This window comes from Bacillus sp. BP-3, assembly GCF_028401955.1.
Lineage (GTDB): Bacteria > Bacillota > Bacilli > Bacillales > Bacillaceae_G > Bacillus_A.
Window position 1 is genome coordinate 144,176 of the sequence record NZ_JAQOTJ010000005.1, and the last position, 26,718, is coordinate 170,893.

Here is a 26,718-nt window from a genome sequence, read left to right on the forward strand (position 1 = left end):
GCATATGAGTACAGTTAAAATCAACTATAAAGTATCTCCCATTTTTGTTTTTTTCTTAGTCCATAGTGCGCAATTCGGTGTTGGTGTTCTTGGATTTGCACGTATTATTGCAAAGGCTGCCGGATACGATGCATGGATGGGCGTTATCATTGCGGGTATCATCATTCATATTCTAATGTGGATGATATACCGTTTATTAGAAAGTATAAATGGAAATTTGATTACATTGCATCAACATCTATTTGGAAAATGGATCGGCAATGCATTCAATCTCGTCTTTATGGCATATTTCTTTCTTGTCAGCGTCTCCGTTATGCGCACGTACGTAGAAATTATTCAAGTTTGGATGTTCCCAACGGCAGCCACATGGAAGTTAACAATCTTTTTAGCCATACTTAGTTATTACATTATTTCATCTGGTTTTCGAGTTATGACCGGCATTTGTGTTATTTCAGTTGTCGCTACATGTGGATATATCATGCAGCTATTTATAGTCATTAAATATGGAAATTTCGGAAACCTATTTCCTATGTTCTCCCATTCTTTCGGAGATATTTTAAAAGCAGCTCAAGCATCGACTTATACATTGATTAGTTTTGAAGTTATTTTGATGCTGTATCCATTTATCAAAACGCCTGAGAAATCTCATAAATTTGCACAATATGGCGTTCTATTTTCTAACTTTTTATATTTATTAAGTACAATCCTTGCTTTTTCATTTTTTAGCGAAAAACAATTGTCAAAAACAATTTGGTCACAGCTATCTATCACACAAGTCATTCACCTTCCTTTCATTGAGCGTCTAGAATATATTGCAATTTCTGGCTACGCGCTCATTGTCATTACGAGTATTATCTTGCCGTTATGGGCTGCAACAAGAGGATTACACGAAATCTTTCATGTAAAACAAAAGTACATATTAATTTCTTTCTTATTCATAACCGTCATTATTTCACAACTCCTAACAGAACGGCATGACATTAATAATTTCATTACTTATGTATCAAAAGCAAGCTTTTGGCTTGTTTTTGTGTACATCCCAATCTTATTTCTTATAATGTGGGTGAAAAAGAAATGGCAAACACTAAGAAGCAAGTAATATTCCTTTTTAGCTTATGTTTACTTTTGACAACAGCATGTGTTCCCAAAAATATCGTAGACGATATTAGCCTCATTCAAGGTGCTGTTTTTGATGTCGCTTCAGATACAGGTTCAAACCGCGGAAGAGTAAAAGTGACTTACGTTTGTCCAATTCAAAGAAAAGGGAATAAAGTACAAGTACTGAAAGGCTATGGAAATACAATTAAACAAGTGAAAACAACAACCTCTTTAGAATCTGGACAACCTCTTGCAAGCGGACAAATACGCGTTACTCTTTTCACAGAAAAATTAGCTAAAAAAGGACTCTCTAGTGTATTTGATACACTTATTCGCGATGTAAATATCGGGAACTTAGTATATGTTGGTATCCTTGAAGGAGGCGGCAATGGAGAAGGTGAAAAACTTTTATCAGGTAAATACAACACTGCTTCTAACGTAGCAATCTACATCAAAAAAATGTTAGAGCATAATATGAAAACAGGTGTCGTACCAAACGATAATTTATACATGCAAACTTTTCGTTATTATCGTGACGGACAAGATACGTATATGCCTATATTAAAGAAAAAAAAGAAAAGCATTAAAGTTACAAGTATGGCTGTTTTCAAACAGGATAAATATGTGGGAAAAATAGAAGAAAAAGATATGTTTCTTTTCAAAACGCTCCTCGATAAAAGTCAATTGGACTCACATGAATTTAAAACAAAGTTAGGCTATACGGTAATTAACAATATTCGTTCTTCTCCTTCTTATCATGTATATGTAAAGGATGGAAAACCTTCCTTTGTTATTCGCGTAAAAATGGCAGCGCGTATTCAAGAGATTTCGAAACATACGAACTTAGAAAATAAAAAAAATGTAGAAAAAATACGAAAAGACATTGTAAAGAACTTGAATACAGATGGAGAAAAGTTAGTTAAAAAACTTCAATCTCTAGGTGCAGATCCACTTGCTTTAGGTGCCAGATTTAAGCAGAAATACAGACCGTTTAAATTAAAAGAATGGAGAAAAATGTACAAAGACGTTCCTGTAAAAGTACAATATGAAGTTGATATTACAAATTCAGGAGTTATTGAATAAAAACTCCTCTTAATTGGAAAGAGGAGCAAACGCAAAATAGCTTTTCATATTACATTTTATTCCCTATACTCAAAGTTAAGAGTTTTAAACGGGGGGATTTCATGCCTAAAAAAATAATAAAACCTATGTTTCATATCATTCTCTTTTGTACTGTCTTTTTATTTGCTCATACTTATTTAAAAAACGCTTCCCTTACACGTTATCTCCTTGTAACAGTACCGATACTTATCATTGGAATGTTTGGAATAGATATCGCGCTATCCTTAATGGAAAAAAAAGAATAGCATTTGTAAAAGTAGAATGTGCACTGCCCTAACCAAAATCATGTTACAATAACAATCGGAAAAGAACGAGAGAGGATGAAACAACATGACAAACGAAAAAGGTTTAGATAAAGGTTACGAACTTGTTGCGAAAATGCATGAAGTATTCGGTCACCCTGTTGCAGATGCACCAACAAAGTTAACAGAAGAGCGTGCAAAAATTCGTGCAAGCTTCATGCAAGAAGAACTGGAAGAGTTTTTAGAAGCAAATACAGTAGAAGATCAGTATGATGCGCTAATTGACTTAATTTACTTTGCATTTGGAACGTTTGCAGAAATGGGTGTACGTCCTGATAAAGGGTTTGAAATCGTAAACAATGCAAACATGGCAAAATTATTCCCAGACGGTAAGCCACGCTTCCGTGAAGGTGACGGCAAAATTTTAAAACCAGAAGGATGGGAAGCACCAGAACCACAACTTCGCGCCGAAATTGAACGTCAGCGTCAAGAAGCAAAAAAATAATATATGATTTCCATTTGAAAAGGAGCCACCTGTTAAATGGCTCCTTTTCTCTATTTCTTTTTCGAATCTCCCATTTGGGGTTGCTTTCCTTTCGAAGCATTTGCATCGAAATTAGGCTGTCTTTGACCAGTATTGTTACTTCTACCTTTTCCCATATGTAACACCCCCTTCTTTTTTATCATTCCCAAATAAAAAATCTCCTTTCATAGAAGGAGATTTTACATAGTTGATAAATTTTACATTTTATTGACCTTGATACGGCATGCCATAATGATGGCCATGATGATGGTGATGATGCGGATGATAAATAACATGTTGATAACCATGGTGATGATATGGATAATGATGATGATATGGATGATATCCCACATGTTGATAACCATAAGGATAGCCTCCATGTGGATAATATCCTACTTGCGCCTGTGGAAATCCCCCCATACCATATGGACTTGGCATTTGTCGTTGTTCATTATAATTCATTCCTTTCACCTCTTCCTCCGAATTTAACGTGTCGATGTTATCATATTGCCAAAAGAGAAAATAGGTGTTTGTCTGTACTATAATTCCGCTCTTATTCCCTGTTTGAAACAGAAAAAGAGCACCTAAAAATAGGTGCCCTTTGTCATTAGTTCGCTACGATATTTACAAGTTTTCCAGGAACAACAATTACTTTTCGAACTGTTTTCCCTTCAATTTGTTCTTTAATTGCTTCCAGCGCAAGTTGTTCCATTTCTTCTTTTGATGCGTCTTTTTTCATTGTTAACTTTGCACGTACTTTACCCATGATTTGAACAACGATTTCCACTTCATCTTCTACAAGTTTAGACTCATCAAATGTTGGCCAGCTTACATATGAAACTGTTTCGTTATATCCAAACTTGCTCCACAGTTCTTCCGCAACGTGCGGTGCAACTGGAGCTAACATTTTCACGAAACCTTCTACATATTCTTTCGGAAGAGTTTCTGCTTTATATGCATCGTTAATGAATACCATCATTTGAGAAATTGCAGTGTTAAAGCGCAACTCTTCATAGTCTTCTGTTACTTTCTTCACTGTTTGGTGATATACTTTTTCAAGATTTTTGTTTGGTGCATCTGTAATTTTCTCGTTTAGTTCACCATTGTCTTGAACAAATAGACGCCATACACGATCTAAGAAACGACGAGCTCCGTCAAGGCCATTTTCAGACCAAGCAATCGAAGCATCTAATGGTCCCATAAACATTTCGTATAGACGAAGTGTATCTGCACCATGGCTTGCTACGATATCATCAGGATTTACAACGTTACCTTTTGATTTACTCATTTTCTCGTTGTTTTCTCCTAGAATCATACCTTGGTTAAATAGTTGTTGGAATGGCTCTTTCGTTGGAACCACACCAATATCATATAATACTTTATGCCAGAAACGTGCATATAGTAAATGAAGTACCGCGTGCTCTGCACCACCGATATAAATATCAACTGGAAGCCATTGTTTTACTTTTTCAGGATCTACAAGTGCTTCACTGTTGTTTGGATCGATGTAACGCAAATAGTACCAGCAGCTACCTGCCCATTGCGGCATTGTGTTTGTTTCACGGCGACCTTTTTTACCAGTCTCAGGATCGACAACATTTACCCACTCATCAATGTTGGCAAGTGGTGATTCACCTGTACCAGATGGACGAATGTTCTCTGTTTTCGGAAGAACTAATGGTAATTCTTCATCTTTCACAGCTGTCATTGTGCCATCTTCCCAATGGATAACTGGAATTGGCTCACCCCAGTAACGTTGACGGCTGAATAACCAGTCACGAAGACGATATGTTACTTTTTGATTTCCTGCGCTTGTTACTTCAAGCCATTCAATCATTTTCGTAATTGCTGCTTCTTTATTTAATCCATCTAGGAATGCAGAGTTAATGTGTGCACCATCACCTGTATGTGCTTCTTTCGTAATGTCTCCGCCTTCTACAACTTCTTTCATAGGAAGATCAAATGTTTTCGCAAATTCATAATCACGCTCATCATGTGCTGGAACTGCCATTACTGCACCTGTTCCATAGCTTGCAAGTACATAGTCAGCGATCCAGATTGGTAATTTTTCACCGTTTACTGGGTTAATCGCATAAGCACCTGTGAATACGCCTGTTTTTTCTTTCGCAAGTTCTGTACGCTCTAAATCACTTTTCGCTTTTACAGAATCAATGTAAGCTTCTACTGCTTCTTTTTGCTCTGCTGTTGTAATTTCGGCAACAAGTGCGTGTTCTGGAGCCAGTACACAGTACGTTGCACCAAATAACGTATCCGGGCGTGTTGTAAATACAGTAAATTTCTCATCTGTACCGTTGATAGCGAAGTGAACTTCTGCACCTTCAGAACGACCAATCCAGTTGCGCTGCATATCCTTTAAGCTCTCTGGCCAATCAAGCTCATCTAAATCTTCTAGTAGACGATCTGCATAAGCTGTAATTTTCAGCATCCATTGTCTCATTGGACGACGCTCAACAGGATGTCCGCCGCGCTCACTCACGCCATCGATTACTTCTTCGTTCGCAAGTACAGTACCAAGTGCTGGGCACCAGTTTACAGGGATTTCATCTACGTAAGCTAATCCTTTTTCAAATAGCTGTAAGAAGATCCATTGTGTCCATTTGTAGTAGTTTGGATCTGTTGTATTTACTTCACGGTCCCAATCATAAGAGAAGCCTAATGCTTTAATTTGATTACGGAACGTGTTAATGTTTTTCTCTGTAAATTCTGCTGGGCTATTTCCAGTATCAAGTGCGTATTGCTCTGCTGGAAGACCGAATGCATCCCATCCCATTGGATGAAGAACGTTGTAGCCTTGCATACGTTTCATACGAGATAAAATATCCGTTGCTGTATATCCTTCTGGGTGTCCTACGTGTAGCCCTGCACCTGATGGATACGGGAACATATCTAGTGCGTAAAATTTCGGTTTGTCTGTTTCATCTGGCGTACGGAATGTTTTGTTTTCTTCCCAATACGCTTGCCACTTCTTTTCAATTTCTTGATGATTGAAGCTCATGAAATACCCTCCTTCAAATTTTCTATATTTTTTCACCGCCAAAAATACAAAAAACCCCTCATCCCAGAAAGGGACGAGAGGTTATAGATTCCCGCGGTACCACCCTAAATTAATGTAATACATACATTCGCTTAGATCCGTAACGTGGATAGACGGCAATTGCTACTCTGTTTCACAACTGCAACTCAAAGGCGAGTTCATAACGAAACGTGGATTGACTTGCACCGACCGTCAACTCTCTAAACCAGTTTCTATTACTACTACTCCTTCTCACTGTTATTACATATGAGTTATTTAAAGTATATTCTAAAACAAGTTACATGTTCCGTCAAACTAAACTGCAATTTTTTCTTCTTCTGTTTCTTCAACACGTACTCTCTTATCATAAATACTCGTTGCGATAATTGCTACTACAAGCATTACCATGATTGCAATAAACAATACTTCCATATTATATAAATCAACAATTGCTCCGCCGACAACCGGCCCAAACATCTTCCCAACAGTCGCTGCACTATTTACAACACCTTGATAGAAACCGAGCTTATCATTTGGAGCAAGGATATTCGCAATCGTTGGCACAGCTGGCCAAACAAATAATTCCCCAATTGTTAATGTCACCATCGCGACAAGAAACATTGTAAATTGCTGCGCTTGACTTAACACGATAAACGACACTGCAAAAATACCAATTCCGATCATAATTTGTTGTTTTAAAGAACGTTTCATCGCGCTAATAATCATGCTTATTAACGGCTGGGCACAAACAATCATCGCTCCGTTTATCGTCCATAATAAGCTATAGTGGCGAAGACTAATATTCAGTTCCTGCATGTGCGTTGCAATCGCTCCTTGCCATTGTACATACGTAACCCAGCATAAAGCATATGCTACACATACAATAAGAAGCGCTTTGAATCCTGGTGTAAGCGACCAACCATTTTTCGTTTTTTCTTTTACTTTGTCATGTTTCTCTTCCTTATCTTCCATACCACGGAATCCAATAAAAGCGATTAAGAAGAAAATAAAGTATAAAATAAAGTTCGCTAAAAAAATATAATCGAAGCGATAAGAAGCAACTAAACCACCGCACGCTGTTCCAACAGCGATCCCAACGTTTTGTCCAACATACATCGCATTAAACGCTCTCCGGCCGCCTTCTGGCCAAACCGTTCCGACCATCGCATACATCGCCGGAAATACCATTCCAGAACCAAATCCAATTAACGCCAGCCAAACAACATAAAATGGCCAGCCATGGAAAAATACCAATCCTAGAATCGCTAATAATGTAATCACAATTCCAACTAAAATGGACTTATATCCGCCCCATTTATCAAATAACGTACCGCCGAGTAAATTACCAATTACTCCTGTTAACGAGTTAATCATTAATACCATTCCGGCCACAGATAACGACTTTCCTAAATGATCATGTAAATAAATCGTATTAAAAGGCCATAAAAAAGAAGCACCCGTGACATTAATAATCATCCCGGCTACTAATAGCCATACTTTCCTTGGCATATTTCCCCTCCTATTCTATTTTTTCGTTCCTATATAACAGTAAAATTGTAGTCTTTTTTAAATAAGAAGGCAACTGATTAATAGTTGGTGAAATTCAGATAATGAGATGTAAACCATATAAATACAATTTAAAAATCGACATAAAAACCCTCTTTTCTTAAGTAGGCGGGAGCATCTGGCCACGCATAGAAACGGTCAGGGCCTTTTCCTACCACATGCAAGGTTTAAAACAAAGGAAGGAAGCCAGTAGCGGTCATAATGTATTCTGCATAGCAGCGACTTATATGCCAAAACATTAAAACGGGTTTATATCATATAAACATAAAAAAAATAATTACTGAAGGTTATCTACCTTGAAATACCATTTTATAAAAATTAACTATAATATGGTGTATTATAGAATAAATCGAAAATAATGTAATGATATATAAATAATTATATTAGGAGAAAAATTATGAAAAAAGCTCGTTTTTATTTTATTTTTTCTTTCATCTTACTGGCTCTTTCTTGCGTTCCGATGTTTCATATACTAAGAGAGTTATGGATTGCCACAAAAATAGAAAACACTTATGAAATACACGAAGCCTACATAGATAAAGATGGATTTGAAAGTTCATTAGATGTCCAAGAATTAAATGTGAATGGCATCAATCTTAAAATAGAGGAAGAAAAAACAAATAAACTCGCACCACGCACTTTTTTTGACGTAGAAGACAACGTTCCTCCTGGTGAAATCGTTAAGGTTCATCTTTTTATAAATAATAAAGAGGTTTCTACCCCTGATGAGATATGGCTCTCCAATCGAGAAAAAGGTGGAAAGTATTTTTCATGGTTAGATGTATTAACCGTAAAAAACAAACAAACTGATGAACAGCAAGTTTATTTTGTGCAGAGATTAACAGATGATAATGGTCCTATGAAAAAAAGAAAATGGAAAATTATTTGTATCAATCAAGATGGCACTTCTTTCGAAGAACGCTTCACTTATAACGAAAGAAGCAATCACAATCTTGGTGTAGAACTTATTAATTTCTCGGATACAGATTTAATGTCAATGGGACATCATTCAGACATAATGGAAGGATATCCAAGCATATTCTTTCCTCTACTTTATCCAATACTCACGTGTTTATTAGGGGTTATACTGTTAATCATAGCAATTATATTAAGAATAAATAAGAAAAAAATTCATAGTTAAAGCTCCTTCTCTACAATTGAAGGAGCTTTAACTATGATATATAAAAAGAAAGGAGGTTTTTATGTCGTTTTTTTAATTTGTATATACCTAATGCCCTTCTTCCCCTTATAAATCACGTGATTTAAATGTACGAATCGCTATAAAAATAGCTGCTAACACATAGAAAACAGCATAAACAATCATCATGTTACTCGGTGTTGACACACTTCCGAACACTCCTTGTGAAGCAATTGATAAAGGATTGTCTGATGAATCAAATAAATAGATTGTCATTTTACGATACATTGTATCAATTGGGAATAACAGGCTTGCGATTATGCCCATGTTCACAAGTGCTGTTTTTTGTGCCAATGTCCCGATTTGTTCAACAAATCCGCCAATAAATCCAGTTCCATACAAAATAATTAACACAATGCCAGCATTTAATGTTGCCATACGTGTGCTTAGTAATATCGCGATGCTAATTAGAATAACGGGCTGTAGCAAGAAAAGAGCCAATGCTTTTATAATCTGCGTCGCCGTGAAATCTAAATGAAACGTACTTCCACCCATTGTTTGATGGATAAGTACGATACTTATAAACAGGAAAGCTGCGTACGCAATCAGTAACAAGCATAAGCCGATCCATTTCCCCATTAAAAATGAAAAGCGTGAGATTGGCCTCGTTAGCCACGTATCAATTTGATGACTTTCAATTTCATTAGCAATGCTGCCAACACTACTTAAAATAGCTAGCAACGCAGTAATAAATGAAGAAAAGTATAACCCCACTCCAAGTAACTGTGTAGAAATAAAAGTTTTGCCCATAAAATCTTGAGCTGCCGAAAGACCGCTAGATTCTCCTGGAAGGATTTCACTAACGGCATAATGAATGGCCACTCCATAAAATATTAAAAAGGCAAATGTCATACATAATGTAATGGTAAAAATACGTTTTAACAGAATTTCTTTAAATGATAACTTGGCGATTGTCCACATGCTGCATCCCCTCTTTCTTATTTACCCAATACATAAATACATCTTCCAAATGCGGGTGAACCGGATTTAACTGATACACAGGAATGTGTAGTGATACAAATGCTTCTAACAATCTAGGAATGTCATTTTCTTGTTGTAACGTTATAATCCAACGTTTACGATTTTCACGTTCTTCTATCTTCCTTACATTTTTAATAAACGAAGGCAGTTGTTTAAAGAATAATTCGCTCTTTTCACCAAGTGTTACTTCAACTTCCGTTTGAATCATCATCAATGAGCGCCAATCTCCTTGGACAATTAACTCTCCCTTATTAATAATCGCGACGTGATCACATACATGTTCAATTTCATTTAATAGATGACTGTTTAAAAATACGGTCTTCCCTTGGTCCCGAAGCTCTTCCATTAGATGACGCACTTCTTTTCGCCCGATTGGATCAAGCGCGGATGTTGGTTCATCTAAAAAAATCAATTCTGGATCAGAAAGCAGGGCACAAGCAAGTCCGATACGTTGCTGCATTCCTTTTGAATAACCGCGAATTTTTTCTTTCTCCCTTCCCTTTAGACCTACCTTTTCAATAACCTCATTCATTTTTGCTTTCCGCTCCCGAAAAGGAAGATCGCATAATTTCGCATGCGTTTCAAGTAACTGCCAACCAGTCAGCCAATCTGGATAGCGAAACAGCTCAGGTAAATAGCCAATGCGTCGTTTTGATTCAATTGTTCCAATTGGTTGTCCTAGCATTTGTGCTGTTCCAGAATCAGGGTGAATTAACCCAAGCATCGTTCGTACAAACGTACTTTTTCCTGCACCGTTAGGACCTATAAATCCGAATACAGTACCACGTGGCACCTCTAATGAAATATTACGGATCCCTCCTTTTCCGTTATATTGTTTTGTTAAATTCTTTGTTTGTATAATCCAGTCTTCGTTCATGTTTTACCTCCGCCCTATACAGGAACAGAGCCGCCCCTTTTTGCGGAGCCGCTCTTGTTCAATCATTATTTTAATTCATTTGCAAGTTTCATAATATTACTTGCATTCATATCTTTTCCTTGCTCTTTATGTTGCTCAATCATGTGCATTTTCCCGTCTTTTTCCCAAATAAGTACGTTTTCATATTCTGTATTATATAAAACAGCCTTTACTCCTTGAACACTTGTCTCCGATACTTTTGCATCTTTTGCTACATAAGGAATCGGCAATGTATGTGTCCAATCTTGAATACCTGCAAGTTGTGTTTTCACATTCCCAGGAATAATTGGAAGCTCTAAAACTGTTTTTTGTAATTTCGCAACATCTACACCTTCTGGAACAGAAATTTTTGGTGTATCAATTACATTATAAGAAAAACCACTTGATGCTCGATCGCCCTCAATTTCTATTTGTGTGCGTACTGATTCTGGAACTGTGACTGAAAACTGTTTGCCATTCAAAGCACTCTCAAACTGCGTATTGCTTTGTAGTTGTTTCAACAACTTATTAGCTTTTTCTGTATCGAGTTCAAATTGCATAATAAATGATGGGTTCACATCTACATTCGTTACACGGTATCCATTTGGCACTTTCGGGACAGCATATCCAGCTTCTCTTGCTTGCTGTTCCGACTGAAAATGAGCATCTTTTTTACTCCCGTTATCTTTGATTCCTATTTTCCCAATTCCTTTAATGGACTTTTCTCCTTCTTCCGTTTTAGAGATCCATCCTTCAATTTCACGTAAGTCCGAATCGGTAAGTTGAACGAACTGTACATCCTTTACTCGAAAAATTGATAACAAGCTACTTGCTCCTGCTCGTACTTCTGGAACTGTTAAAGACACACACACAACTGCCGCCGCTGCTGCTGCAGTAATCCAACGTTTAGATGATTTCTTCATATTCTCCCATCTTCCCTTCTTTTTAATTTCCTTACTGATTGTTTCTTCCGTCTTATGATTTTGTATATTTTGTTCAAAGGTGTTCCAAGCTCGCTCAACGTCGATATCAATCTCTTGACCAACGTTTGTGAATTCATCATCCAATACCACTTGTCCCCATTGATTAAGTTTGCTCATTTCTTCTAGCTTCTGTTGACATGATTTACATTGGTCAAGATGTTGAATATATTGCTTTCTTTCATCGCGGTTTAACTCTCCATCTAAGTACGCCTGAATAAATCCAATATCTTGGCATTTCATTTGTCATTCCTCCTTTATCCCTTTGTACATCTTCCGAAATTTTGCCTTAGCTCTTGCAAGCATTGTTCCAACCGAAGACACTTCCATATGAGTAACCTCCGCGATTTCTTTATATTGAAACCCTGAAAACTTCATTAATAAGAGGGTCCGTTCACGTTCATCCATTTCTTTTAATGTACTTTGTACGTGAGTAATCTCTTCTTTTTGAATACATTGTTCTTCCGATGATGGACTACTAATTGACTGTTTATAATTTGCTTCTTTTTCGATCCTTGCTTGATGCCTTTTTTCAGATCGTAAATAGTTATATGCTGCATAAATAGATGCTTTTGCAAGCCATGCTGATACACTTTCAATCTGTTTCCATTCTGTATGATATAATTGCAAAAATACTTCTTGCGCTAAATCTTCAGCAATTGCTTGATCTCGCACAATCCGCATAATTTGTCTAACAACGTGAGCATAATATTGTTTAAATACATCTTGAAACTGTATATTTGAAACCGAATCTTGTTCATATATATTTAACAATGAAGCTTTCACCTCCACTCGTTTCTTCCTCCTTATTAGCTACTGTCACTATAAAGAAACCACAAATTTGCGTTTTGTGACAAAAAGATAAAAATTTTTTTGGTTTGGGAACTAATTCTCCTTTTTCCTGAAAGCACAGGCACCTGGTCATACATAGAAATTATCCATAAAATGGTATAAAATACATATAACCATTTTTAAAGGAGAAGAAAATGAATACGAAAAAAATACAAAAAGAAATCAAGAAAACAAAGAGAAAAGTAGGAATTGTATTTCTTTCTACATTGATTATTGGAGCTAGTTTTGTGTATTGGAAGTTTTTTAGCTTGCAAGGTGTTCCAACAGGAAATTTAATTCGAACAATTGAATCCCCAAATGGAGATTATAAACTGAAAACTTATGTTCAAGACGGAGGCTCATTAAGTGCAAACGCAGTTAGAGGTGAACTAATTCACCTTAAAATGAATTCTACTAAAACGATATACTGGAATTATCCTGATAACGATCCACTCGTTGAATGGATTGATGAGACTACAGTTAAAATCGGCAATCAAACTTTACATATTCCAAAACAAGAAACGTATGATTGGCGTGATCATGAAAACCACACGAGAGAATATCCTAAACAATTTGTAAAATAAAAAGGAAAAAGAACAAAGTTGATATTGGTGATAATCTATGGTTTCTTGCGGTGCTACTATTTGTTTTTGCCTTTATGTATATCACTCGTTAACAAAAAAGCTAGCAAACAAATAAATTGCTTGCTAGCTTTTTTTCATAGCACTGTATCTAATTCTACAATTTTTAAAAATCGGTTATTCCAAATATTTTCATGATGCTGAATAATTTGCTGTGCTTCTAATACTGCACTCGTTATTGTACTTTGTGTATTTCTAGAAAGAAGGTTATTTTGGTAACCTAAGCTATAAGCAGCTCGAATTGTAGTATCCAAACAAAATTCAGTTTGAGCTCCTGCAAAAATAATTTGCTCAATTTCTTTCTCTTGTAAGTAGTCTAATAGCTCTGTTTGATAGAATGCATCCCATTTCGTTTTTTGAATAACTTTATCCGCAGAAGTTTTCACTAGCCCCTTATGTAATTGCCACCCATCTTTTCCTTCAAACATTTCATCCGTTTCCTCTGTACCCGTATGTTGAATAAAAATAACTGGGATATTTTTTTCGTGAGCTTTCGTAATTAACTTGTTTATATTTTCAACTACATGTTCTTTATCATATAAAAAGTTTTGCGGTTCAAGAAAGAAAATCTCCTGCACATCAATGACAACTAAAGCTTGTTTCATTACTATTCCCCACCCTCTTTGTTTCTTTTCCATCATAACATTTATTACCAAAATTCACTATTCTTTCTCTAGCATGATAAATAAGAATAACCCACAGAGACTTTATTTTCTCTGTGGGTTTTATCTTTAAATTCTTCATTCAACTATTTCACCTGTACTGTATAATTCCCCGTTCCACCGCCATATTTATATACACTCAAGTAATATTTCCCTGGCTTCGCACTATAATTTCCAAGCAATTTATTTCCATCGTATTTCGTTGCATAAGTTACATAATTATTAAGATCTGATTCAGAATATAATATCCAATTCAGACCAATGTTTTGTTCATTCGTAACGGTAATCTGTAAATCTTTCGGATCCTTTACATCAATAACAAATCGATCAGTTAGATCTTGATCACTTAAGCTACCTCGTAATAACACGTTGAGCGCTAGTGGGGTCGCTGTATTAAATTCATTATTCGGTTCTTTTTCTACAATAGGATCTTCTTCCGTATTTATTCCGCTAAACACAACATCATATTCAAATTGTCCAGCTGAATTGACACGGTAATTCACGAAATAAGCAGTCAATGTTTTGTATCCGCTCCACTCTTTTTCGGAAAGATGTTTCAGCATGTCATTCGTTGCTTGATTCATCACTTTCCAGTCCGCAGCTTCTCCTTTTGACGCACTTCCTATATATGTTCCTTGTAGTGTAAATGTATTAAAGAATTGTGATTTATTCTTTGTTACCTTCACATCTTTTAACTTTGCTTCATTTGTAATATCCGCCGTAACATCCGAAAGTGCTTTCGGATTATGCTGTGCTAAATAATCATCTGATACTTGCGGAACTGTATACTTATCACGATTATCAATCAGCATTTGCATATAAGATTGGTAGTCTGCATTTAATTGATTATCTCTACTTAATGCAGAGCGATACGCATCGTAAGCAGGGATATCATTCGCGCGAATTAAATCATGCACTTTATCGAACATATCAGGACGGTTATTATACATATAAGATTGCAATGCAAACGAATAGTAATAAAAATCCCACGTTCCGTACCTCGCATTTAATGTTTGCTCTGCCGTATATCGTTTCGCTGGGTCATTAGATAATCCACCAATCATACTTTTACGTGGTACTACGCTATCTAATCGCGTTGAACCTGCAAAGAACTCCGCATTTCCTTCTTCATACCAAGTTAAGCGTTCATTTTGATACATATCTCCTTGTCCCCATAATCCGGGAACTTCGTATCTTCCCTGTAAATAGTGTGTAAATTCATGACGGAATAATTCTTCTAAACTAAAAATACTTTGCTGCGGTGTACGTTCATATGTAAAGAACGTTCCAACGTTTTCAATATAAATTCCACCATTATTCGTTTCATAGCCGTACAATTGACGGTTAAATTGATATTCATCTGGGCTATTATAAATCACCATCGTTAACACATCATCAGCATGTCCACTTTCGAGCGGCTTATCACTACCAACTATACGATAAAATTGAGATCGGACTTCTTTTGCCGCCCAGTATAAACGCTTAATCTTGTCTTCGCTAACTTTATCGCCTGCTTTCAAGATGATTGCCCCGTCATCAAATGTATACGTTTTCGGTAAATATTTCTTCTTACCATCTTCTCGAATTTGATCTAAATCTATTGTTTTTCCGTTCGCATCTACTCCGCCGTAGTTTGAAGTAATTTGTTCGGCCGCAACAAAATATTGCTCTCCTAAATATGGATAAATCCGCATCGCTTCTGTCACAACTTGCTGTCCTTTTTCCTGTGTACTATGAAGCTTGCCAAATCGGCCAGCATAATAAATTCCATTATTAATTAACCATCCGTTTTTGTCTGTCACCGTACCAAGTAGTGCAAAACGATTTATTTCATTAATAAAATTATCAATTTTTCCATACCACATCGTATCTTTTGGTTCTTTGTTTGTATCATACATATACGATTGAACTTCATAATCAATTCCTCTCATCAATTCATATACAGCATCGCCTTTTGCCTTCTCCCCAATGAAAGTTGTAAGATCATCGTTATATTGCTTGAAAATCCCACCTGCATATTGAATCACTTCAGCATCAGCTGATGCGTTTCCAATTAGCTTTCCATACAATGAAATAACTTTGTTTTGTTCCAGTGTACCAAGTTTGAAATTTGGATTTTTCGCAATTGCTTTCAAAGCCGGTAAACATTTATCATGATAGCTACGCTCGTTTAGTTTGCTTAATTCATCATGATAAAAACCTAAATAAAATGCTGCACGTAAAGTTTCTCCTAATGTCTCAATTCCTTTTGAATCATCTTGCGTATACGTTCGACCTTGTTCTGCTAGTTTATCAATAATCGATTGCATGCGGCTATCATCTTGATAGAACTTGAGACTATCACTATTAAACTGAAATAACTCCGGAATTTGATACCATTTAATCGTCACAAGAAGATCGGTTAATTGTTTGTTGCTTAATTGATTCAATTCAGCCATTGAATATTTTCTTTCTACAACTAGCTGTTTAGCATTCTCGTTTGGCGCTAGTGGACACTGCGATAAATCTGCTAGCTTTAGCCGTTTTGTAAAGGATGCATTTTCTTGTACATTCGAAGAGTGCGCTATCTCATCAACGGATTGCTGTATTCCTACGGGCTCCATTTGTAATACTTTCTTCGTATTTTTTTCATTTGTCTCTGCTTGAATTTGCAATCCATTACATGATATCGTAACAAGCCCCACGCCAAGCATCAGTTTATAAAATTTCGAGTGTTTTGCCATACTATTTTCTCCTTTTTAAAAATAATGAAAATTCTGAATTTTTAAACTAAAAACTTATATATATATCTTTATTAACAACAGTTTCCCCCAGTTATGTCCGTAGAATCAGTGGCCTATATTTTCAATAAGCATTCTCTTATTACAGCTACTGCTAAATCCCCCTCCTTCCTTAGTTCATATAAGCAAGAACTGTGCCAATGTGTACTTTCACAAAACAGACGCATTTCAACCGTAATTATCAAATAATTTATACACTCATAATTTAGTCATGTATAAATTATTTGACATAAAAACTCTCTGCTTTCTGAAGCTAATTATTCTATTGGAATAAAATTTGTCAAATTATCGAAAAATGTCGAATTAATAAGAATATTGTCTTTTTTTCGTTGATTTATTTTATTATTAATGATACACTCATATCATAAAGAAAGAGAGAAACGAAAAAACCCTTCAGCTTTAAAGTTTTCCGAAAATTGAGTATTTAACCATTTTACTGTTCACTTCCATGCTTGTGTTTCTCCTACTCTTTCTTTTTAGCGCCCCCCTTATCAAGCTACCCTTCTTGATAAGGGGGGATTTGTGTATAAAATCCTTGTTCATTAAAAAAAGCACTTTTGAAAATTTCATAAGTGCTTTTTTTGATGAACAAATTATCGATTCATAAATTGCATTCCTATATCTGTTGCATCTTCTTTATTTAAGTGATAAATCGTTTTGTTTCCAACACATTGAACATAAGCTTCGGCATAGTATGGTTCAACGTTAAACAATACTACATTAAATGTAATTTTTTTCCCGTCATCTAACACAAAATCAATTTTACGGTGCGAAGATTGTTCAAAAAATCTCTTCTTGAAAAATTCTTTTTGTGTTACCACTTTTTTTGAACTGATTAACTTTTGAAATACATCTCTCGCCTCTTGGCCGCCATCTGTAATCATACCTTCAGCAACCGAATCTGTTTCTAAATATTGTACCTTTGATATCATATCAGATGTTAGCGCTACTTTATCTTCATGCTCTATTAAAAAGATATACATACATAACGGAACGAGTATAAATAATAATCCTAAAATAAATATGCCTATTTTTTTCTTATTCATTTTCTAGAACCTCCTCGTGTAATCGCTTTATAACAGGTTTAATACGTTACATTCTTGTAGATGTAAAAAATACCGAGCGCTGGTGCTCGGTATTTCCCAAATCCTATTCCTCTTTTGGAAGAACAATTCCTTTATACAATTGAACTGTAATAAAATAATAGATTGTATAAATGACTACGAAAATGACAATTGGAAGCCAAATACGGAAATATGGATTAATTAAGATGAAGCTAAAAATATTCATTCCGATTAATACGTGCACAATCCCGATTATCGCAGGGAATAAGAATACTAAGAACAATTCTTTATAAATTGACTTCGTTAACAACTCACGACGTACACCAATTTTACGAAGCATGTTGTAACGTGTAATATCTTTTGATGCTCCGGATAGGATTTTAAACATTAAACAGCTTGCCATCATTGCTAAGAATGCAATTCCTAGGAAGAAGCCCATAAATACGGTTCCGCTCGCAATGCCATAAAATCCAGTATACATCGCGTATTTCGTTGCTAAATCATCTGCTTTTACATCTTTATGTTTCTTTAGTTGCAACTCATCAAGTTTTTTCCACTCATTTTTGTGTGCAATAAAATCATCTGTTTTTCCAATGAAGACAATGCCTTCTGTTCCTTTTACTTCATTGTACATCTTCTGATCGACAATTTTAATCGCTTGATTGCGGTATAAATAAAATGGCTGAATACTTCTTAGCGCCTCATCCCATTTTTCTGGGATTGCTACTGCTTTTTCTTGACTACCTTTTGAAACGGCACCTACAGGAAGATCTCCTGAAACACGTTTGAATTTACCAAAACTTTCTTTTCCTACACCATCATGTACTAATGGGGGGTGTTTCTCTAAATCTTCTTTTAAATAATAAACAAACTTATCATCGACTTTATAACGATATTCATTTTTCTCATTGAATGTAATACCATTTAATATTTTCTTCTCTTCTGCTGTTGGGTTATGAATGACCGAATCATATATTTCAGCACCATCAACCATCATCATAATGTTATTTTTAAATGCCATACCACCAGAAATAGCCCCTGCACCAAGTGCAACTAACATTGCTACCGTTGCTAACACTCTCGTTAAACTGTTAATACGAAAGTTTAGCTGTGCAAATGTAAAGGCATTAAGCCCTTTTTCGCTTCGCTTTTTATTACTTTTCAGCTTTTTGATCACAAGCGGAAGGACAGAAGCAAACAACATATACGTTCCAGCTGTTGTTGTAATCAATGCAATGATGATACCCACTTGTTGTAATTTGTCCATATAAATCATAGAAGCATAACCAATTGCTAATAAGATTAGTGCAAGGAATGCAACAACAACAGTCATTTTTCCTTTTACAGTAACGCGCTCTGCTTGCGCATCTGCATGTACAAGTTGCAATACTGAAATACGTGATAATTTAATACTATTCATAATTGCTGATAACACAAATAATGCAACGAAGAAGATACAAGTAACCGTCATCGATGGGACATAAAATGCATGATAACCGTCCGCATGAAACTCCAGCTGCTTCATAAGTAACTGACCGATTCCTTGTGCTAGCCCTGCACCAACTACAATCCCGATTATAAGAGATGCGAATCCAATTACAATTGTTTCTATAAACATAAGCAATGTAACCTTACGCTTTTTTGCTCCTAACATCATATACATACCGAACTCTTTTTGACGAAGAGATAATAAGAACGAATTCGCATATAAAATATAGAAAAACGTTATAATTGCTAATAAAAATGAACCAGCATGAAAGACAAATCCAATTGCACTAATCACGGAATTAGATTCAAGAAACGCTTTATTCAGTGCAAGCGTTTGGAACATATAAAAAATAGAAATTGACATAACAAGACCAGTTAGTAAAACGATATAGTCTTTCAGTTTACTTTTCAGTCCTGACATAGAAAGCTTAAATAACATACCTACCTCTCCTTTCTTACGCTTTTTGTGTGCCTATATCAGCAAGCACATCTAAAATTTCTTTATAGAATTCTTCACGTGTACCCTTGCGGTGAATTTCTTTATATAACTCACCATCTTGGATAAATAAAATACGTCGGCAATAACTTGCACTATACGGATCATGTGTAACCATCATAATAGAAACACCTTGTTCTTCATTTAAGCTTGTCATCGCATCTAGCAAACTTGTTGCGTTTTTAGAATCCAGTGCTCCGGTTGGCTCGTCACCTAAAATAATGGCAGGTTCATGTACAAGTGCACGTGCCGCCGCTGAACGTTGTTTTTGTCCACCAGATACTTCAGATGGATATTTTTGAAGAATCTCTGAAATCCCTAGCATTTCTGCTACCTTCTCCACTTTCGGTCCAATCTTTCTTGAAGAAACGCCTTGCAGTGAAAGAGGCAGTGCAATGTTTTCATAAATTGATAGATTTTCTAGTAAGTTAAAATCTTGGAATATGAATCCTAATTTTTGTGAACGGAAATCAGATAATTCTCCTTGCTTCATTTTTGTAATATCTGTACCTGCAATTTCAACAATGCCGTCCGTCGCCTTATCTAATGTTGAAATAACATTTAATAATGTTGTTTTCCCAGAACCAGATGGTCCCATAATCCCAACAAATTCACCTTCTTGAATAGAGAATGATACGCCTTTTAATGCATGTGATTGGCTCTCACCTTTTTTACCGTATACTTTTTGAATATTTTTCACGTCTACAACTGGTGTTTTCATATAAATCCTCCTGTACTTTGTTTTCCTGTTCCTATTTTGTACCTTTCAGTCATTAGCTACCATTGATTAAACTTACATTTTGCTTACACTTTTGTAATGTTGAAAAAATAAAACCAGGTCATCTTTCGACCTGGCTTACTCAGATTGCTTTGATTTTTGCGGTTGTCCTTTTTTACGATTTCTTTGCTTTGCTTGTACTACTGGATCTAATTCATTTGAAAACTCAGCGTTATTTCCATTTTGTGTTTTTTGCTCTGGGTTATTTTGATCTGAACGTGTTGCCATTTCAATCACTCCTTATTAATGCGGTGTAATAATCATTTGGTGTTGTAATTGTCGTATTGCCATACGCGCACGATTTAATTGTTCACGTTGCTCATCATTTGCATAGTGCTGCATCGTTTGCATCTCATTGTAAGATTGTTCTAATTGAAGCTGAGCATCAGAATATTCCATCGTATTGTAATGTTCTTGTCTCATTCCAATTTCTAATTGTTCTTTTGCATACTCCATTGCTTTTTGTGCATTTTGAATACATGCTTCCAGTGATTCACGTTCTGCCATTATTGTTCCTCCTTACCTATATTCTCCTTTAGCTTGTCCGTTCTATATGAACCTTATGAGTATGTTATAATGATTTTTGCTCATATCATTGAGGAGGAATAACATGAAAGTCCAAAATCCTTTCCCATATTCAAATGACAATAAGCGTTACCATACGTGGAACTACCATCTACGCGGGCATTTCGGCGAGAAAATCTTTAAAGTTTCCTTAGATGCTGGATTTGACTGCCCAAACCGTGATGGCACAGTTGCTTACGGCGGCTGTACATTTTGTAGTGCGGCTGGTTCTGGCGATTTTGCCGGTGACCGCCGTGATGATGTTGTTACGCAATATCATGAAATGAAAGAAAAAATGCATACAAAATGGAAAGATGGTAAGTGTATTGCCTATTTCCAGGCTTATACGAATACACACGCTCCTGTTGAGGTGCTAAAAGAAAAATTTGAACCTCTTTTACAAGAAGAAGGTGTTGTTGGTCTTTCTATCGCTACAAGGCCAGACTGCTTACCTGATGATGTTGTCGAATATTTAGCTGATTTAAATAAACGTACGTACCTTTGGGTCGAGCTTGGCTTGCAAACTGTACATGAACGTACAGCGCTTCTGATTAACCGCGCTCACGATTATCCTTTATATGTAGAAGGTGTCAATAAACTTCGTAAGCATAATATTAACGTGTGCTCACATATCATTAACGGTCTCCCACTTGAAGACTATGACATGATGATGGAAACAGCACGCGAAGTCGCAAAGCTTGATATTCAAGGGATTAAAATTCATTTGCTGCACTTATTAAAAGGAACGCCTATGGTAAAGCAATATGAAAAAGGACAACTACAATTTCTGTCTCTTGAAGATTACGTAAATCTCGTTGTTGATCAGCTTGAAATCATTCCATCAGATGTCATCGTGCACCGCATCACAGGTGACGGTCCACCCGACTTAATGATCGGTCCGATGTGGAGCTTGAACAAGTGGGAAGTATTAAATGCAATTGATGCTGAATTTGTACGCCGCGGCAGCTGGCAAGGCAAATATGCAAATGAGGTGAAGCCAGTATGAAGCTAGAACGCATCTTACCTTTTGCTCGTACGCTGCTAGAGCGAGCAGTGAAAGAAGGAGATTACGCCGTTGACGCAACGCTAGGCAACGGTCATGATACGTGCTTTTTAGCAGAGCTTGTCGGCGAAAACGGAAAAGTATTTGGCTTCGATATTCAAGAAGAAGCTATCACAAACTCAAGCGCACGGCTACAAGAAAAGGGATTAAACGAGCGTGCTGTTCTTATTCATGATAGCCACGATACATTAACAGCTGTATTACCAGAAGACACAAAAGGAAAAGTAACAGGAGCGATTTTTAACTTAGGCTACCTTCCTGGTGGTGATAAAAGCATTGTCACGAAACCAAACTCAACTCTTTCTGCCTTGCAGCAGCTATTAGAATTTATGGCACCAGAAGGAATCATCGTCCTTGTCATTTATCACGGACATCCTGAAGGACAGACAGAACGCGATGCCGTTGTCAGATTTGCAGAACAGCTAGAACAAAAAGAAGCACACGTACTAAAGTACGAATTTATGAACCAACAAAATAACCCGCCATTTATTGTGGCGATTGAGAAAAGATAGAACAAGCGCTGCGTCAATATATCGGTGCTTTTTGAAATATATCGGCGCTTCGACATGAATACACCAACAAAAATACGTGCATACTGCGCGTATTTTTTTATTTTCTAAGAAGGATTCTCTAACTCAAAACAAGAATTTCTATATCCGAATGAAAACAAAGGGGATGAACAACAATGATTGGAATACTAGCAGGAATGGGCCCAAAGTCTACCGGGCCATTCGTTGATAACGTAGTAAAACAATGCCAAAACATTTACGGGGCGAAAAATGACATGGACTTTCCTCATATGATGATCTACTCATGTCCAACACCGTTCTATATCGATAAAGCTATTAACCATGAAGATATGAAACGTGCAATTATAAACGGCGCACAAAAACTTGAGAGTACGGGTGTCGACTTTATCGCTATGCCATGTAATACGGCACATATTTATTTTGATCAACTGCAGACATCCATCTCAATTCCAGTATTAAATATGGTGGATGAAACACTAAAAGAAATTCCTCCTCACACGAAAAACGTAGCTCTTTTAGCAACGGATTCAACCGTTCAATCTGGTATATATCAAGAGGGATTTTTAAAACGTGATATTGATTATATTCAAAAAGACAGCTGGCAAACTGCTATAAATCAAATTATATATAAAATAAAAATCGGACAAACAAACGAAGCCAGTAACTTGTGGAATACACTATGCCTAGAGTTAGCTGAAACTGTCGATGCTGCTGTCATCGCATGTACAGATTTAAATGTCGTATTAGAGACATCACAAAATCATTTTCACATTGTAGATTCCTCAACATGTCTTGCCAAAGCAGTTGTAAACAAATATTTATCTCTTCAAAAGGAGACATACACAAAATGAAACATATCCCATTCGAAATGGGCTATACATTTGATGAAATCCTTCGTGAAAAGCCTTTATCTCTTGAACAGATGAAACAAGGTATTGCATTTTTGAAAACAAATTTAACTAGCCTGGATATATCCTATGCAAAACAATGTGGTCTAATTGGAGTCTACGAACGAATCGTAGGAAATTTATCCGAAAGTAAATTCTATCTACAGCAAGCTATCGAACAATATGAAACTTCCCAGCGTATACGAGGACTTTTTATTAATAAACTTCGCCTTGCCCACGTTTACCACTGGGAAAGAAACTTTGAAGAAGCACATGAAATTTTCACTGAACTTTTATACCTATTACAGGAAAATGAGTTAACTGTGTATGAGGACTTTTTTTATCAGCATTACGGGAAATGTAAAATTGATGAAGGAGATATTTCTACAGCTTTAACTTATTTTCAAAGAGCATTACAAATACGTTTAAAAAAAGGAGATCAGGAACTGATTCGCTCCACAGAACAGTGTATTCAATATTGTCTTTCTATTCGATAGATTAATGTCTCATCATAGAAAAAGGAGGCGAATACATGACGATCTTCGGTATCATATTTTGGTCCATTTGCATTTTGCTTATTAGTGTAGGATTTTTCTTACAGCGAAAATATAAATCCGAAGCTCCAAATAAATCAGATAACCAAACCATTCATGAGGAACTAGGAAGAGATAATCAGCATCGGAATGATCTGCATTAACATAAAAAACGAGCTGCATCCTACTTCCTGTAGAATCCAGCTCGTTTTCATCACTGCGCCATCTTCTTCCGATACATCTTTCCATTCCAATAGAAAAAGCGTGAAGTAAAACCTCCGTATTTCACAATGCGCCGTGCCATGTACTGCATTTCTTTTTGCTGTGACACTTTCTCGTCAGATAAATAAATTCCGAGTAGACCGCGGCTTATGAGACGATGGAATTTCATATGCGGCAGTTGTTCTAAACTTCTTTCTGCCTCTATTACAAAATGTTGCAATCTCTCAAGAGTTGCTTCTTTATTTTCATAATAACTACAAAAATTTAAATCTCCGCCAATACGGTCTTCTTCTTGGTCAATGAAGTAATCAAGTAAAATATGTAATCCTTGTACATAAGGAAAATATCCTTGTTTAATTTTCATAATATCATCGTCTGTTAATTCATCATGGAATGCATACGCTACAAGACAGAAGATACCGAGCGTTGAACCTGCACAAGCAGAAAATTCGAACCAGCTCATTGGCGGGACTTTTTCACGATGTGCTGCAAACCAAGTTTTTAAACGTTCTTCTCTTTCTTCTAGCTTTACATGTTTATGAATTTGCAAGTCACAGTAATAACAAGCAAGTTCATGAAGAATGGGTGCAATCTTGTTATAATGCTTCGTCTTTGTAAGCACTTCTTGACAAGTTGCTACAAGTTCATCTAAATAACCACCATCATCTTGATCATCACGGTAACGATAATAGTTGCTTCCTTCACTTCCTGGTGTTAGTGCTGCAAGCATTGACTCATGGAGCGCTGCAAAATCATTCGGATCAAGTGATGTACTACGGTCGCATAAATTATCCAAATAATCACTAATTGTTTGATATGCCACAATGAATCGAATGCATTCCTCGCGCTGTTCATCGGCAAGCAGCGCTAAAATGCCACCGCCTTCACAGTGAAATGTTTTATGCTCGATACTCGCTAAAGCTTGATTATGGAGTTCATCATTCGGAATATGGTAGGCGCGTTCTTTCCACATTGCCAGCTCATGGTGTACGACCGGAAACACATCTCGGTATACTTTCGCCATGAGCGTTATGGGGTTGCTCGGTACTTTCACTTCTTTCTTCATCTCCTCTAAATGAATATGGTCTAATACATTCTGTATACTGTTCAATTATTTATTTCTGTTTTCTTAATTACATGTGTTTCTACAAATGATTTGGCATATGCAAAAATTTCATCTTTTTCATACTCATTAAACAGCTCATGATAACAATCTGGCCATTCCTTGTATGCTTTGTCACTAATTTTCAGGTTATCAAACCAGTTGCATACACGTGTTTTATCTACAAGTTTATCCTCACATGCCTGCATTAGCAAGAGTGGTACGTCCGGAAATTCATTACGTTTTTCATGTGCAACTTCTATCGCTTTAATTAACTCACTATACCAACGAACCGATACTTTGCGCAAGAACAATGAATCATTTTCCATCGCATCACGAATTTCATGATTGCGCGTTGCCATTTCCACTGTAATATTGGAATGAAATTGCATTTTCGGTGCCACAACATTTAGTACTTTCGCAATCGTACGAATCGGTAGTTTCGGCGTTGATAACACTCCTAAACATGGCGAAGTTAAGATTACACCTTGCACATCCATTTTCGTTTCTTGCAGTACGCGAATGACTACTAACCCTCCCATACTATGTCCATATAGAAAAAGGGGCAAGTAATATTTTTTCGCTTCTTTAATCCATGTCTTTACTTCTTCTATGTATTCATCAAATGATGTAATATGTCCTCTATTTCTTGAAGTTGTTCCGTGTGCTGGTAAATCTCCCATCACAACATGAAAGCCAAGATAGCGCCACATGTCTGCAAGTGTTTCGTATCGGCCATGATGCTCCATTGCACCATGTACCATAACTATAACACCTTTCGCCTCTTCTGCTTCATAATTCCACATAAAATTCCTCCATTTCACTCTATTTCATAATTTGCTACACTAATATTAGTTTCTAGGAGAGGAAGGTTAGTTATATGATTTATCCATACAAAGACAAAAATCCGAAAATTGCTGATAGCGCATTTATCGCTGACTATGTCACAATTACAGGTAATGTTACAATCGGTGAAGAATCAAGCATTTGGTTTAACACTGTCATCCGCGGGGATGTTTCTCCAACGATAATCGGTGACCGGACTAATATCCAAGATCAATGTACACTTCATCAAAGTCCAAAGTATCCGCTTATTTTAGAAGATGATGTCACAATTGGACATCAAGTCATTTTACATAGTTGTACAGTGAAAAAAGATGCTTTAATCGGTATGGGTTCCATTATTTTAGACGGAGCTGAAATTGGTGAAGGTGCATTTATTGGTGCCGGTAGTTTAGTACCGCAAGGAAAAAAAATCCCGCCAAATACACTTGCATTCGGTCGCCCGGCCAAAGTAATTCGTGAACTAACAGAAGAAGACCGGGAAGATATGGCTCGTATTCGTCGTCAATACGTCGAAAAAGGACAATATTATAAAAGTTTACAAATGAAATAATTTTTTTAGCTGCCACCTTATATGGCAGCCTTTTCTTTGTAA

28 protein-coding genes and 1 other annotated feature are annotated in these 26,718 nt (G+C 36.3%); of the genes, 12 read left to right on the forward strand and 16 right to left on the reverse strand.

Annotation, left to right across the window (positions count from 1 at the left end; translation table 11 throughout):
* The first annotated feature begins 4 nt into the window (after window positions 1–4).
* From PLX19_RS10635 to PLX19_RS10650, 4 genes are all read left to right on the forward strand, one after another.
* A complete protein-coding gene (locus tag PLX19_RS10635) occupies window positions 5–1,099 on the forward strand; it encodes a GerAB/ArcD/ProY family transporter (protein ID WP_272188554.1) in 1,095 nt (364 codons plus the stop codon).
* Window positions 1,075–2,181 carry a Ger(x)C family spore germination protein gene (locus PLX19_RS10640; RefSeq protein ID WP_272188556.1) on the forward strand — a complete coding sequence of 369 codons (1,107 nt, stop codon included), beginning with the start codon at window positions 1,075–1,077 and terminating at the stop codon, window positions 2,179–2,181. Before PLX19_RS10635 ends, PLX19_RS10640 begins: the two co-directional genes overlap by 25 nt.
* A gap of 101 nt (window positions 2,182–2,282) precedes the next feature.
* Window positions 2,283–2,465 carry a hypothetical protein gene (locus PLX19_RS10645; protein WP_272188557.1) on the forward strand — a complete coding sequence of 61 codons (183 nt, stop codon included), beginning with the start codon at window positions 2,283–2,285 and terminating at the stop codon, window positions 2,463–2,465.
* 85 nt (window positions 2,466–2,550) lie between these two features.
* The gene (locus PLX19_RS10650; RefSeq protein WP_035436070.1) at window positions 2,551–2,967 is read left to right on the forward strand and encodes a haloacid dehalogenase; all 417 of its coding nucleotides are present in this window, start codon (window positions 2,551–2,553) and stop codon (window positions 2,965–2,967) included.
* A gap of 243 nt (window positions 2,968–3,210) precedes the next feature.
* Here PLX19_RS10650 and PLX19_RS10655 read toward each other — a convergent pair whose 3' ends face one another.
* The 3 genes from PLX19_RS10655 to PLX19_RS10665 all read right to left on the reverse strand — a co-directional run bounded on the left by PLX19_RS10655 (window position 3,211) and on the right by PLX19_RS10665 (window position 7,528).
* On the reverse strand, window positions 3,211–3,447 hold the full coding sequence (locus PLX19_RS10655; protein ID WP_272188559.1) for a hypothetical protein: 237 nt from the start codon (window positions 3,445–3,447) through the stop codon (window positions 3,211–3,213).
* Window positions 3,448–3,592: 145 nt separating this feature from the next.
* Window positions 3,593–6,001 (reverse strand): leucine--tRNA ligase, encoded by a 2,409-nt coding sequence (leuS, locus tag PLX19_RS10660; RefSeq protein ID WP_272188560.1) that lies wholly within the window; start codon window positions 5,999–6,001, stop codon window positions 3,593–3,595.
* A 66-nt stretch (window positions 6,002–6,067) separates the two neighbouring features.
* Window positions 6,068–6,284: a binding site (T-box leader), on the reverse strand.
* A 50-nt stretch (window positions 6,285–6,334) separates the two neighbouring features.
* A complete protein-coding gene (locus tag PLX19_RS10665) occupies window positions 6,335–7,528 on the reverse strand; it encodes an MDR family MFS transporter (protein ID WP_272188561.1) in 1,194 nt (397 codons plus the stop codon).
* Between the two features lie 454 nt (window positions 7,529–7,982).
* On the opposite strand from PLX19_RS10665, the gene PLX19_RS10670 reads away from it, so the two are divergent.
* Complete coding sequence (locus PLX19_RS10670; protein ID WP_272188562.1) at window positions 7,983–8,726, forward strand: hypothetical protein; 744 nt, start codon at window positions 7,983–7,985, stop codon at window positions 8,724–8,726.
* A gap of 105 nt (window positions 8,727–8,831) precedes the next feature.
* Here PLX19_RS10670 and PLX19_RS10675 read toward each other — a convergent pair whose 3' ends face one another.
* The 4 genes from PLX19_RS10675 to PLX19_RS10690 all read right to left on the reverse strand — a co-directional run bounded on the left by PLX19_RS10675 (window position 8,832) and on the right by PLX19_RS10690 (window position 12,413).
* On the reverse strand, window positions 8,832–9,704 hold the full coding sequence (locus PLX19_RS10675; RefSeq protein WP_272188563.1) for an ABC transporter permease: 873 nt from the start codon (window positions 9,702–9,704) through the stop codon (window positions 8,832–8,834).
* A complete protein-coding gene (locus PLX19_RS10680; RefSeq protein WP_272188564.1) occupies window positions 9,676–10,641 on the reverse strand; it encodes an ABC transporter ATP-binding protein in 966 nt (321 codons plus the stop codon). Before PLX19_RS10680 ends, PLX19_RS10675 begins: the two co-directional genes overlap by 29 nt.
* 65 nt (window positions 10,642–10,706) lie before the next feature.
* A complete protein-coding gene (locus tag PLX19_RS10685) occupies window positions 10,707–11,882 on the reverse strand; it encodes an anti-sigma factor family protein (RefSeq protein WP_272188565.1) in 1,176 nt (391 codons plus the stop codon).
* A 3-nt stretch (window positions 11,883–11,885) separates the two neighbouring features.
* Window positions 11,886–12,413, reverse strand: a complete 528-nt coding sequence (locus PLX19_RS10690) for an RNA polymerase sigma factor SigX (protein WP_272188725.1) — start codon at window positions 12,411–12,413, stop codon at window positions 11,886–11,888.
* A 212-nt stretch (window positions 12,414–12,625) separates the two neighbouring features.
* Here PLX19_RS10690 and PLX19_RS10695 point away from each other — a divergent pair, with 212 nt between their 5' ends.
* Complete coding sequence (locus PLX19_RS10695) at window positions 12,626–13,054, forward strand: DUF5412 family protein (RefSeq protein ID WP_272188566.1); 429 nt, start codon at window positions 12,626–12,628, stop codon at window positions 13,052–13,054.
* Window positions 13,055–13,188: 134 nt separating this feature from the next.
* On the opposite strand, the gene PLX19_RS10700 is transcribed toward PLX19_RS10695, so the two are convergent.
* From PLX19_RS10700 to PLX19_RS10730, 7 genes are all read right to left on the reverse strand, one after another.
* Window positions 13,189–13,716, reverse strand: coding sequence for an isochorismatase family protein (locus PLX19_RS10700; RefSeq protein ID WP_272188567.1), 528 nt, complete (start codon window positions 13,714–13,716; stop codon window positions 13,189–13,191).
* A 143-nt stretch (window positions 13,717–13,859) separates the two neighbouring features.
* A complete protein-coding gene (locus tag PLX19_RS10705) occupies window positions 13,860–16,496 on the reverse strand; it encodes a collagenase ColA (protein WP_272188568.1) in 2,637 nt (878 codons plus the stop codon).
* A gap of 650 nt (window positions 16,497–17,146) precedes the next feature.
* Window positions 17,147–17,599: a hypothetical protein gene (locus tag PLX19_RS10710; protein ID WP_272188569.1), complete on the reverse strand. Its 453-nt coding sequence runs from the start codon at window positions 17,597–17,599 to the stop codon at window positions 17,147–17,149.
* Window positions 17,600–17,702: 103 nt separating this feature from the next.
* The gene (locus PLX19_RS10715; protein ID WP_272188570.1) at window positions 17,703–19,544 is read right to left on the reverse strand and encodes an FtsX-like permease family protein; all 1,842 of its coding nucleotides are present in this window, start codon (window positions 19,542–19,544) and stop codon (window positions 17,703–17,705) included.
* A 16-nt stretch (window positions 19,545–19,560) separates the two neighbouring features.
* A complete protein-coding gene (locus tag PLX19_RS10720; protein ID WP_272188571.1) occupies window positions 19,561–20,322 on the reverse strand; it encodes an ABC transporter ATP-binding protein in 762 nt (253 codons plus the stop codon).
* Between the two features lie 135 nt (window positions 20,323–20,457).
* Complete coding sequence (locus PLX19_RS10725; protein WP_272188573.1) at window positions 20,458–20,607, reverse strand: glycogen biosynthesis protein GlgD; 150 nt, start codon at window positions 20,605–20,607, stop codon at window positions 20,458–20,460.
* A 15-nt stretch (window positions 20,608–20,622) separates the two neighbouring features.
* Window positions 20,623–20,886, reverse strand: coding sequence for a YtzC family protein (locus tag PLX19_RS10730; RefSeq protein WP_272188574.1), 264 nt, complete (start codon window positions 20,884–20,886; stop codon window positions 20,623–20,625).
* A gap of 103 nt (window positions 20,887–20,989) precedes the next feature.
* Between PLX19_RS10730 and PLX19_RS10735 the strand changes: the two genes are divergently transcribed.
* The 5 genes from PLX19_RS10735 to PLX19_RS10755 all read left to right on the forward strand — a co-directional run bounded on the left by PLX19_RS10735 (window position 20,990) and on the right by PLX19_RS10755 (window position 24,120).
* Window positions 20,990–21,949 (forward strand): TIGR01212 family radical SAM protein, encoded by a 960-nt coding sequence (locus PLX19_RS10735; protein WP_272188576.1) that lies wholly within the window; start codon window positions 20,990–20,992, stop codon window positions 21,947–21,949.
* Window positions 21,946–22,518, forward strand: coding sequence for a class I SAM-dependent methyltransferase (locus PLX19_RS10740; protein ID WP_272188578.1), 573 nt, complete (start codon window positions 21,946–21,948; stop codon window positions 22,516–22,518). Before PLX19_RS10735 ends, PLX19_RS10740 begins: the two co-directional genes overlap by 4 nt.
* Window positions 22,519–22,691: 173 nt before the next feature.
* Window positions 22,692–23,387 (forward strand): aspartate/glutamate racemase family protein, encoded by a 696-nt coding sequence (locus PLX19_RS10745; protein WP_272188580.1) that lies wholly within the window; start codon window positions 22,692–22,694, stop codon window positions 23,385–23,387.
* Complete coding sequence (locus PLX19_RS10750; protein WP_272188581.1) at window positions 23,384–23,920, forward strand: hypothetical protein; 537 nt, start codon at window positions 23,384–23,386, stop codon at window positions 23,918–23,920. Before PLX19_RS10745 ends, PLX19_RS10750 begins: the two co-directional genes overlap by 4 nt.
* A gap of 35 nt (window positions 23,921–23,955) precedes the next feature.
* Entirely contained in the window at window positions 23,956–24,120 is a 165-nt protein-coding gene (locus tag PLX19_RS10755; protein WP_272188582.1) for a hypothetical protein, read from the forward strand.
* 50 nt (window positions 24,121–24,170) lie between these two features.
* Here the strand turns inward: PLX19_RS10755 and PLX19_RS10760 are convergent, their stop codons facing one another.
* Together PLX19_RS10760 and PLX19_RS10765 are read right to left on the reverse strand one after the other, a co-directional pair.
* Entirely contained in the window at window positions 24,171–25,232 is a 1,062-nt protein-coding gene (locus PLX19_RS10760) for a tetraprenyl-beta-curcumene synthase family protein (RefSeq protein ID WP_272188726.1), read from the reverse strand.
* A 53-nt stretch (window positions 25,233–25,285) separates the two neighbouring features.
* On the reverse strand, window positions 25,286–26,086 hold the full coding sequence (locus PLX19_RS10765) for an alpha/beta hydrolase (RefSeq protein WP_272188583.1): 801 nt from the start codon (window positions 26,084–26,086) through the stop codon (window positions 25,286–25,288).
* A 74-nt stretch (window positions 26,087–26,160) separates the two neighbouring features.
* Here PLX19_RS10765 and PLX19_RS10770 point away from each other — a divergent pair, with 74 nt between their 5' ends.
* Window positions 26,161–26,676 (forward strand): gamma carbonic anhydrase, encoded by a 516-nt coding sequence (locus tag PLX19_RS10770; RefSeq protein WP_272188584.1) that lies wholly within the window; start codon window positions 26,161–26,163, stop codon window positions 26,674–26,676.
* Window positions 26,677–26,718: the final 42 nt, after the last annotated feature.

Excerpts from the sequence above, each read along its gene's own strand:
- PLX19_RS10635 (WP_272188554.1), top strand. The coding sequence starts at position 5 with ATGAGTACAGTTAAAATCAACTATAAAGTATCTCCCATTTTTGTTTTT.
- PLX19_RS10640 (WP_272188556.1), top strand. The coding sequence starts at position 1,075 with ATGGCAAACACTAAGAAGCAAGTAATATTCCTTTTTAGCTTATGTTTA.
- PLX19_RS10645 (WP_272188557.1), top strand. The coding sequence starts at position 2,283 with ATGCCTAAAAAAATAATAAAACCTATGTTTCATATCATTCTCTTTTGT.
- PLX19_RS10650 (WP_035436070.1), top strand. The coding sequence starts at position 2,551 with ATGACAAACGAAAAAGGTTTAGATAAAGGTTACGAACTTGTTGCGAAA.
- PLX19_RS10655 (WP_272188559.1), bottom strand. The coding sequence starts at position 3,447 with ATGAATTATAATGAACAACGACAAATGCCAAGTCCATATGGTATGGGG.
- leuS (WP_272188560.1), bottom strand. The coding sequence starts at position 6,001 with ATGAGCTTCAATCATCAAGAAATTGAAAAGAAGTGGCAAGCGTATTGG.
- PLX19_RS10665 (WP_272188561.1), bottom strand. The coding sequence starts at position 7,528 with ATGCCAAGGAAAGTATGGCTATTAGTAGCCGGGATGATTATTAATGTC.
- PLX19_RS10670 (WP_272188562.1), top strand. The coding sequence starts at position 7,983 with ATGAAAAAAGCTCGTTTTTATTTTATTTTTTCTTTCATCTTACTGGCT.
- PLX19_RS10675 (WP_272188563.1), bottom strand. The coding sequence starts at position 9,704 with ATGTGGACAATCGCCAAGTTATCATTTAAAGAAATTCTGTTAAAACGT.
- PLX19_RS10680 (WP_272188564.1), bottom strand. The coding sequence starts at position 10,641 with ATGAACGAAGACTGGATTATACAAACAAAGAATTTAACAAAACAATAT.
- PLX19_RS10685 (WP_272188565.1), bottom strand. The coding sequence starts at position 11,882 with ATGAAATGCCAAGATATTGGATTTATTCAGGCGTACTTAGATGGAGAG.
- PLX19_RS10695 (WP_272188566.1), top strand. The coding sequence starts at position 12,626 with ATGAATACGAAAAAAATACAAAAAGAAATCAAGAAAACAAAGAGAAAA.
- PLX19_RS10700 (WP_272188567.1), bottom strand. The coding sequence starts at position 13,716 with ATGAAACAAGCTTTAGTTGTCATTGATGTGCAGGAGATTTTCTTTCTT.
- PLX19_RS10705 (WP_272188568.1), bottom strand. The coding sequence starts at position 16,496 with ATGGCAAAACACTCGAAATTTTATAAACTGATGCTTGGCGTGGGGCTT.
- PLX19_RS10710 (WP_272188569.1), bottom strand. The coding sequence starts at position 17,599 with ATGAATAAGAAAAAAATAGGCATATTTATTTTAGGATTATTATTTATA.
- PLX19_RS10715 (WP_272188570.1), bottom strand. The coding sequence starts at position 19,544 with ATGTTATTTAAGCTTTCTATGTCAGGACTGAAAAGTAAACTGAAAGAC.
- PLX19_RS10720 (WP_272188571.1), bottom strand. The coding sequence starts at position 20,322 with ATGAAAACACCAGTTGTAGACGTGAAAAATATTCAAAAAGTATACGGT.
- PLX19_RS10725 (WP_272188573.1), bottom strand. The coding sequence starts at position 20,607 with ATGGCAACACGTTCAGATCAAAATAACCCAGAGCAAAAAACACAAAAT.
- PLX19_RS10730 (WP_272188574.1), bottom strand. The coding sequence starts at position 20,886 with ATGGCAGAACGTGAATCACTGGAAGCATGTATTCAAAATGCACAAAAA.
- PLX19_RS10735 (WP_272188576.1), top strand. The coding sequence starts at position 20,990 with ATGAAAGTCCAAAATCCTTTCCCATATTCAAATGACAATAAGCGTTAC.
- PLX19_RS10740 (WP_272188578.1), top strand. The coding sequence starts at position 21,946 with ATGAAGCTAGAACGCATCTTACCTTTTGCTCGTACGCTGCTAGAGCGA.
- PLX19_RS10745 (WP_272188580.1), top strand. The coding sequence starts at position 22,692 with ATGATTGGAATACTAGCAGGAATGGGCCCAAAGTCTACCGGGCCATTC.
- PLX19_RS10750 (WP_272188581.1), top strand. The coding sequence starts at position 23,384 with ATGAAACATATCCCATTCGAAATGGGCTATACATTTGATGAAATCCTT.
- PLX19_RS10755 (WP_272188582.1), top strand. The coding sequence starts at position 23,956 with ATGACGATCTTCGGTATCATATTTTGGTCCATTTGCATTTTGCTTATT.
- PLX19_RS10765 (WP_272188583.1), bottom strand. The coding sequence starts at position 26,086 with ATGTGGAATTATGAAGCAGAAGAGGCGAAAGGTGTTATAGTTATGGTA.
- PLX19_RS10770 (WP_272188584.1), top strand. The coding sequence starts at position 26,161 with ATGATTTATCCATACAAAGACAAAAATCCGAAAATTGCTGATAGCGCA.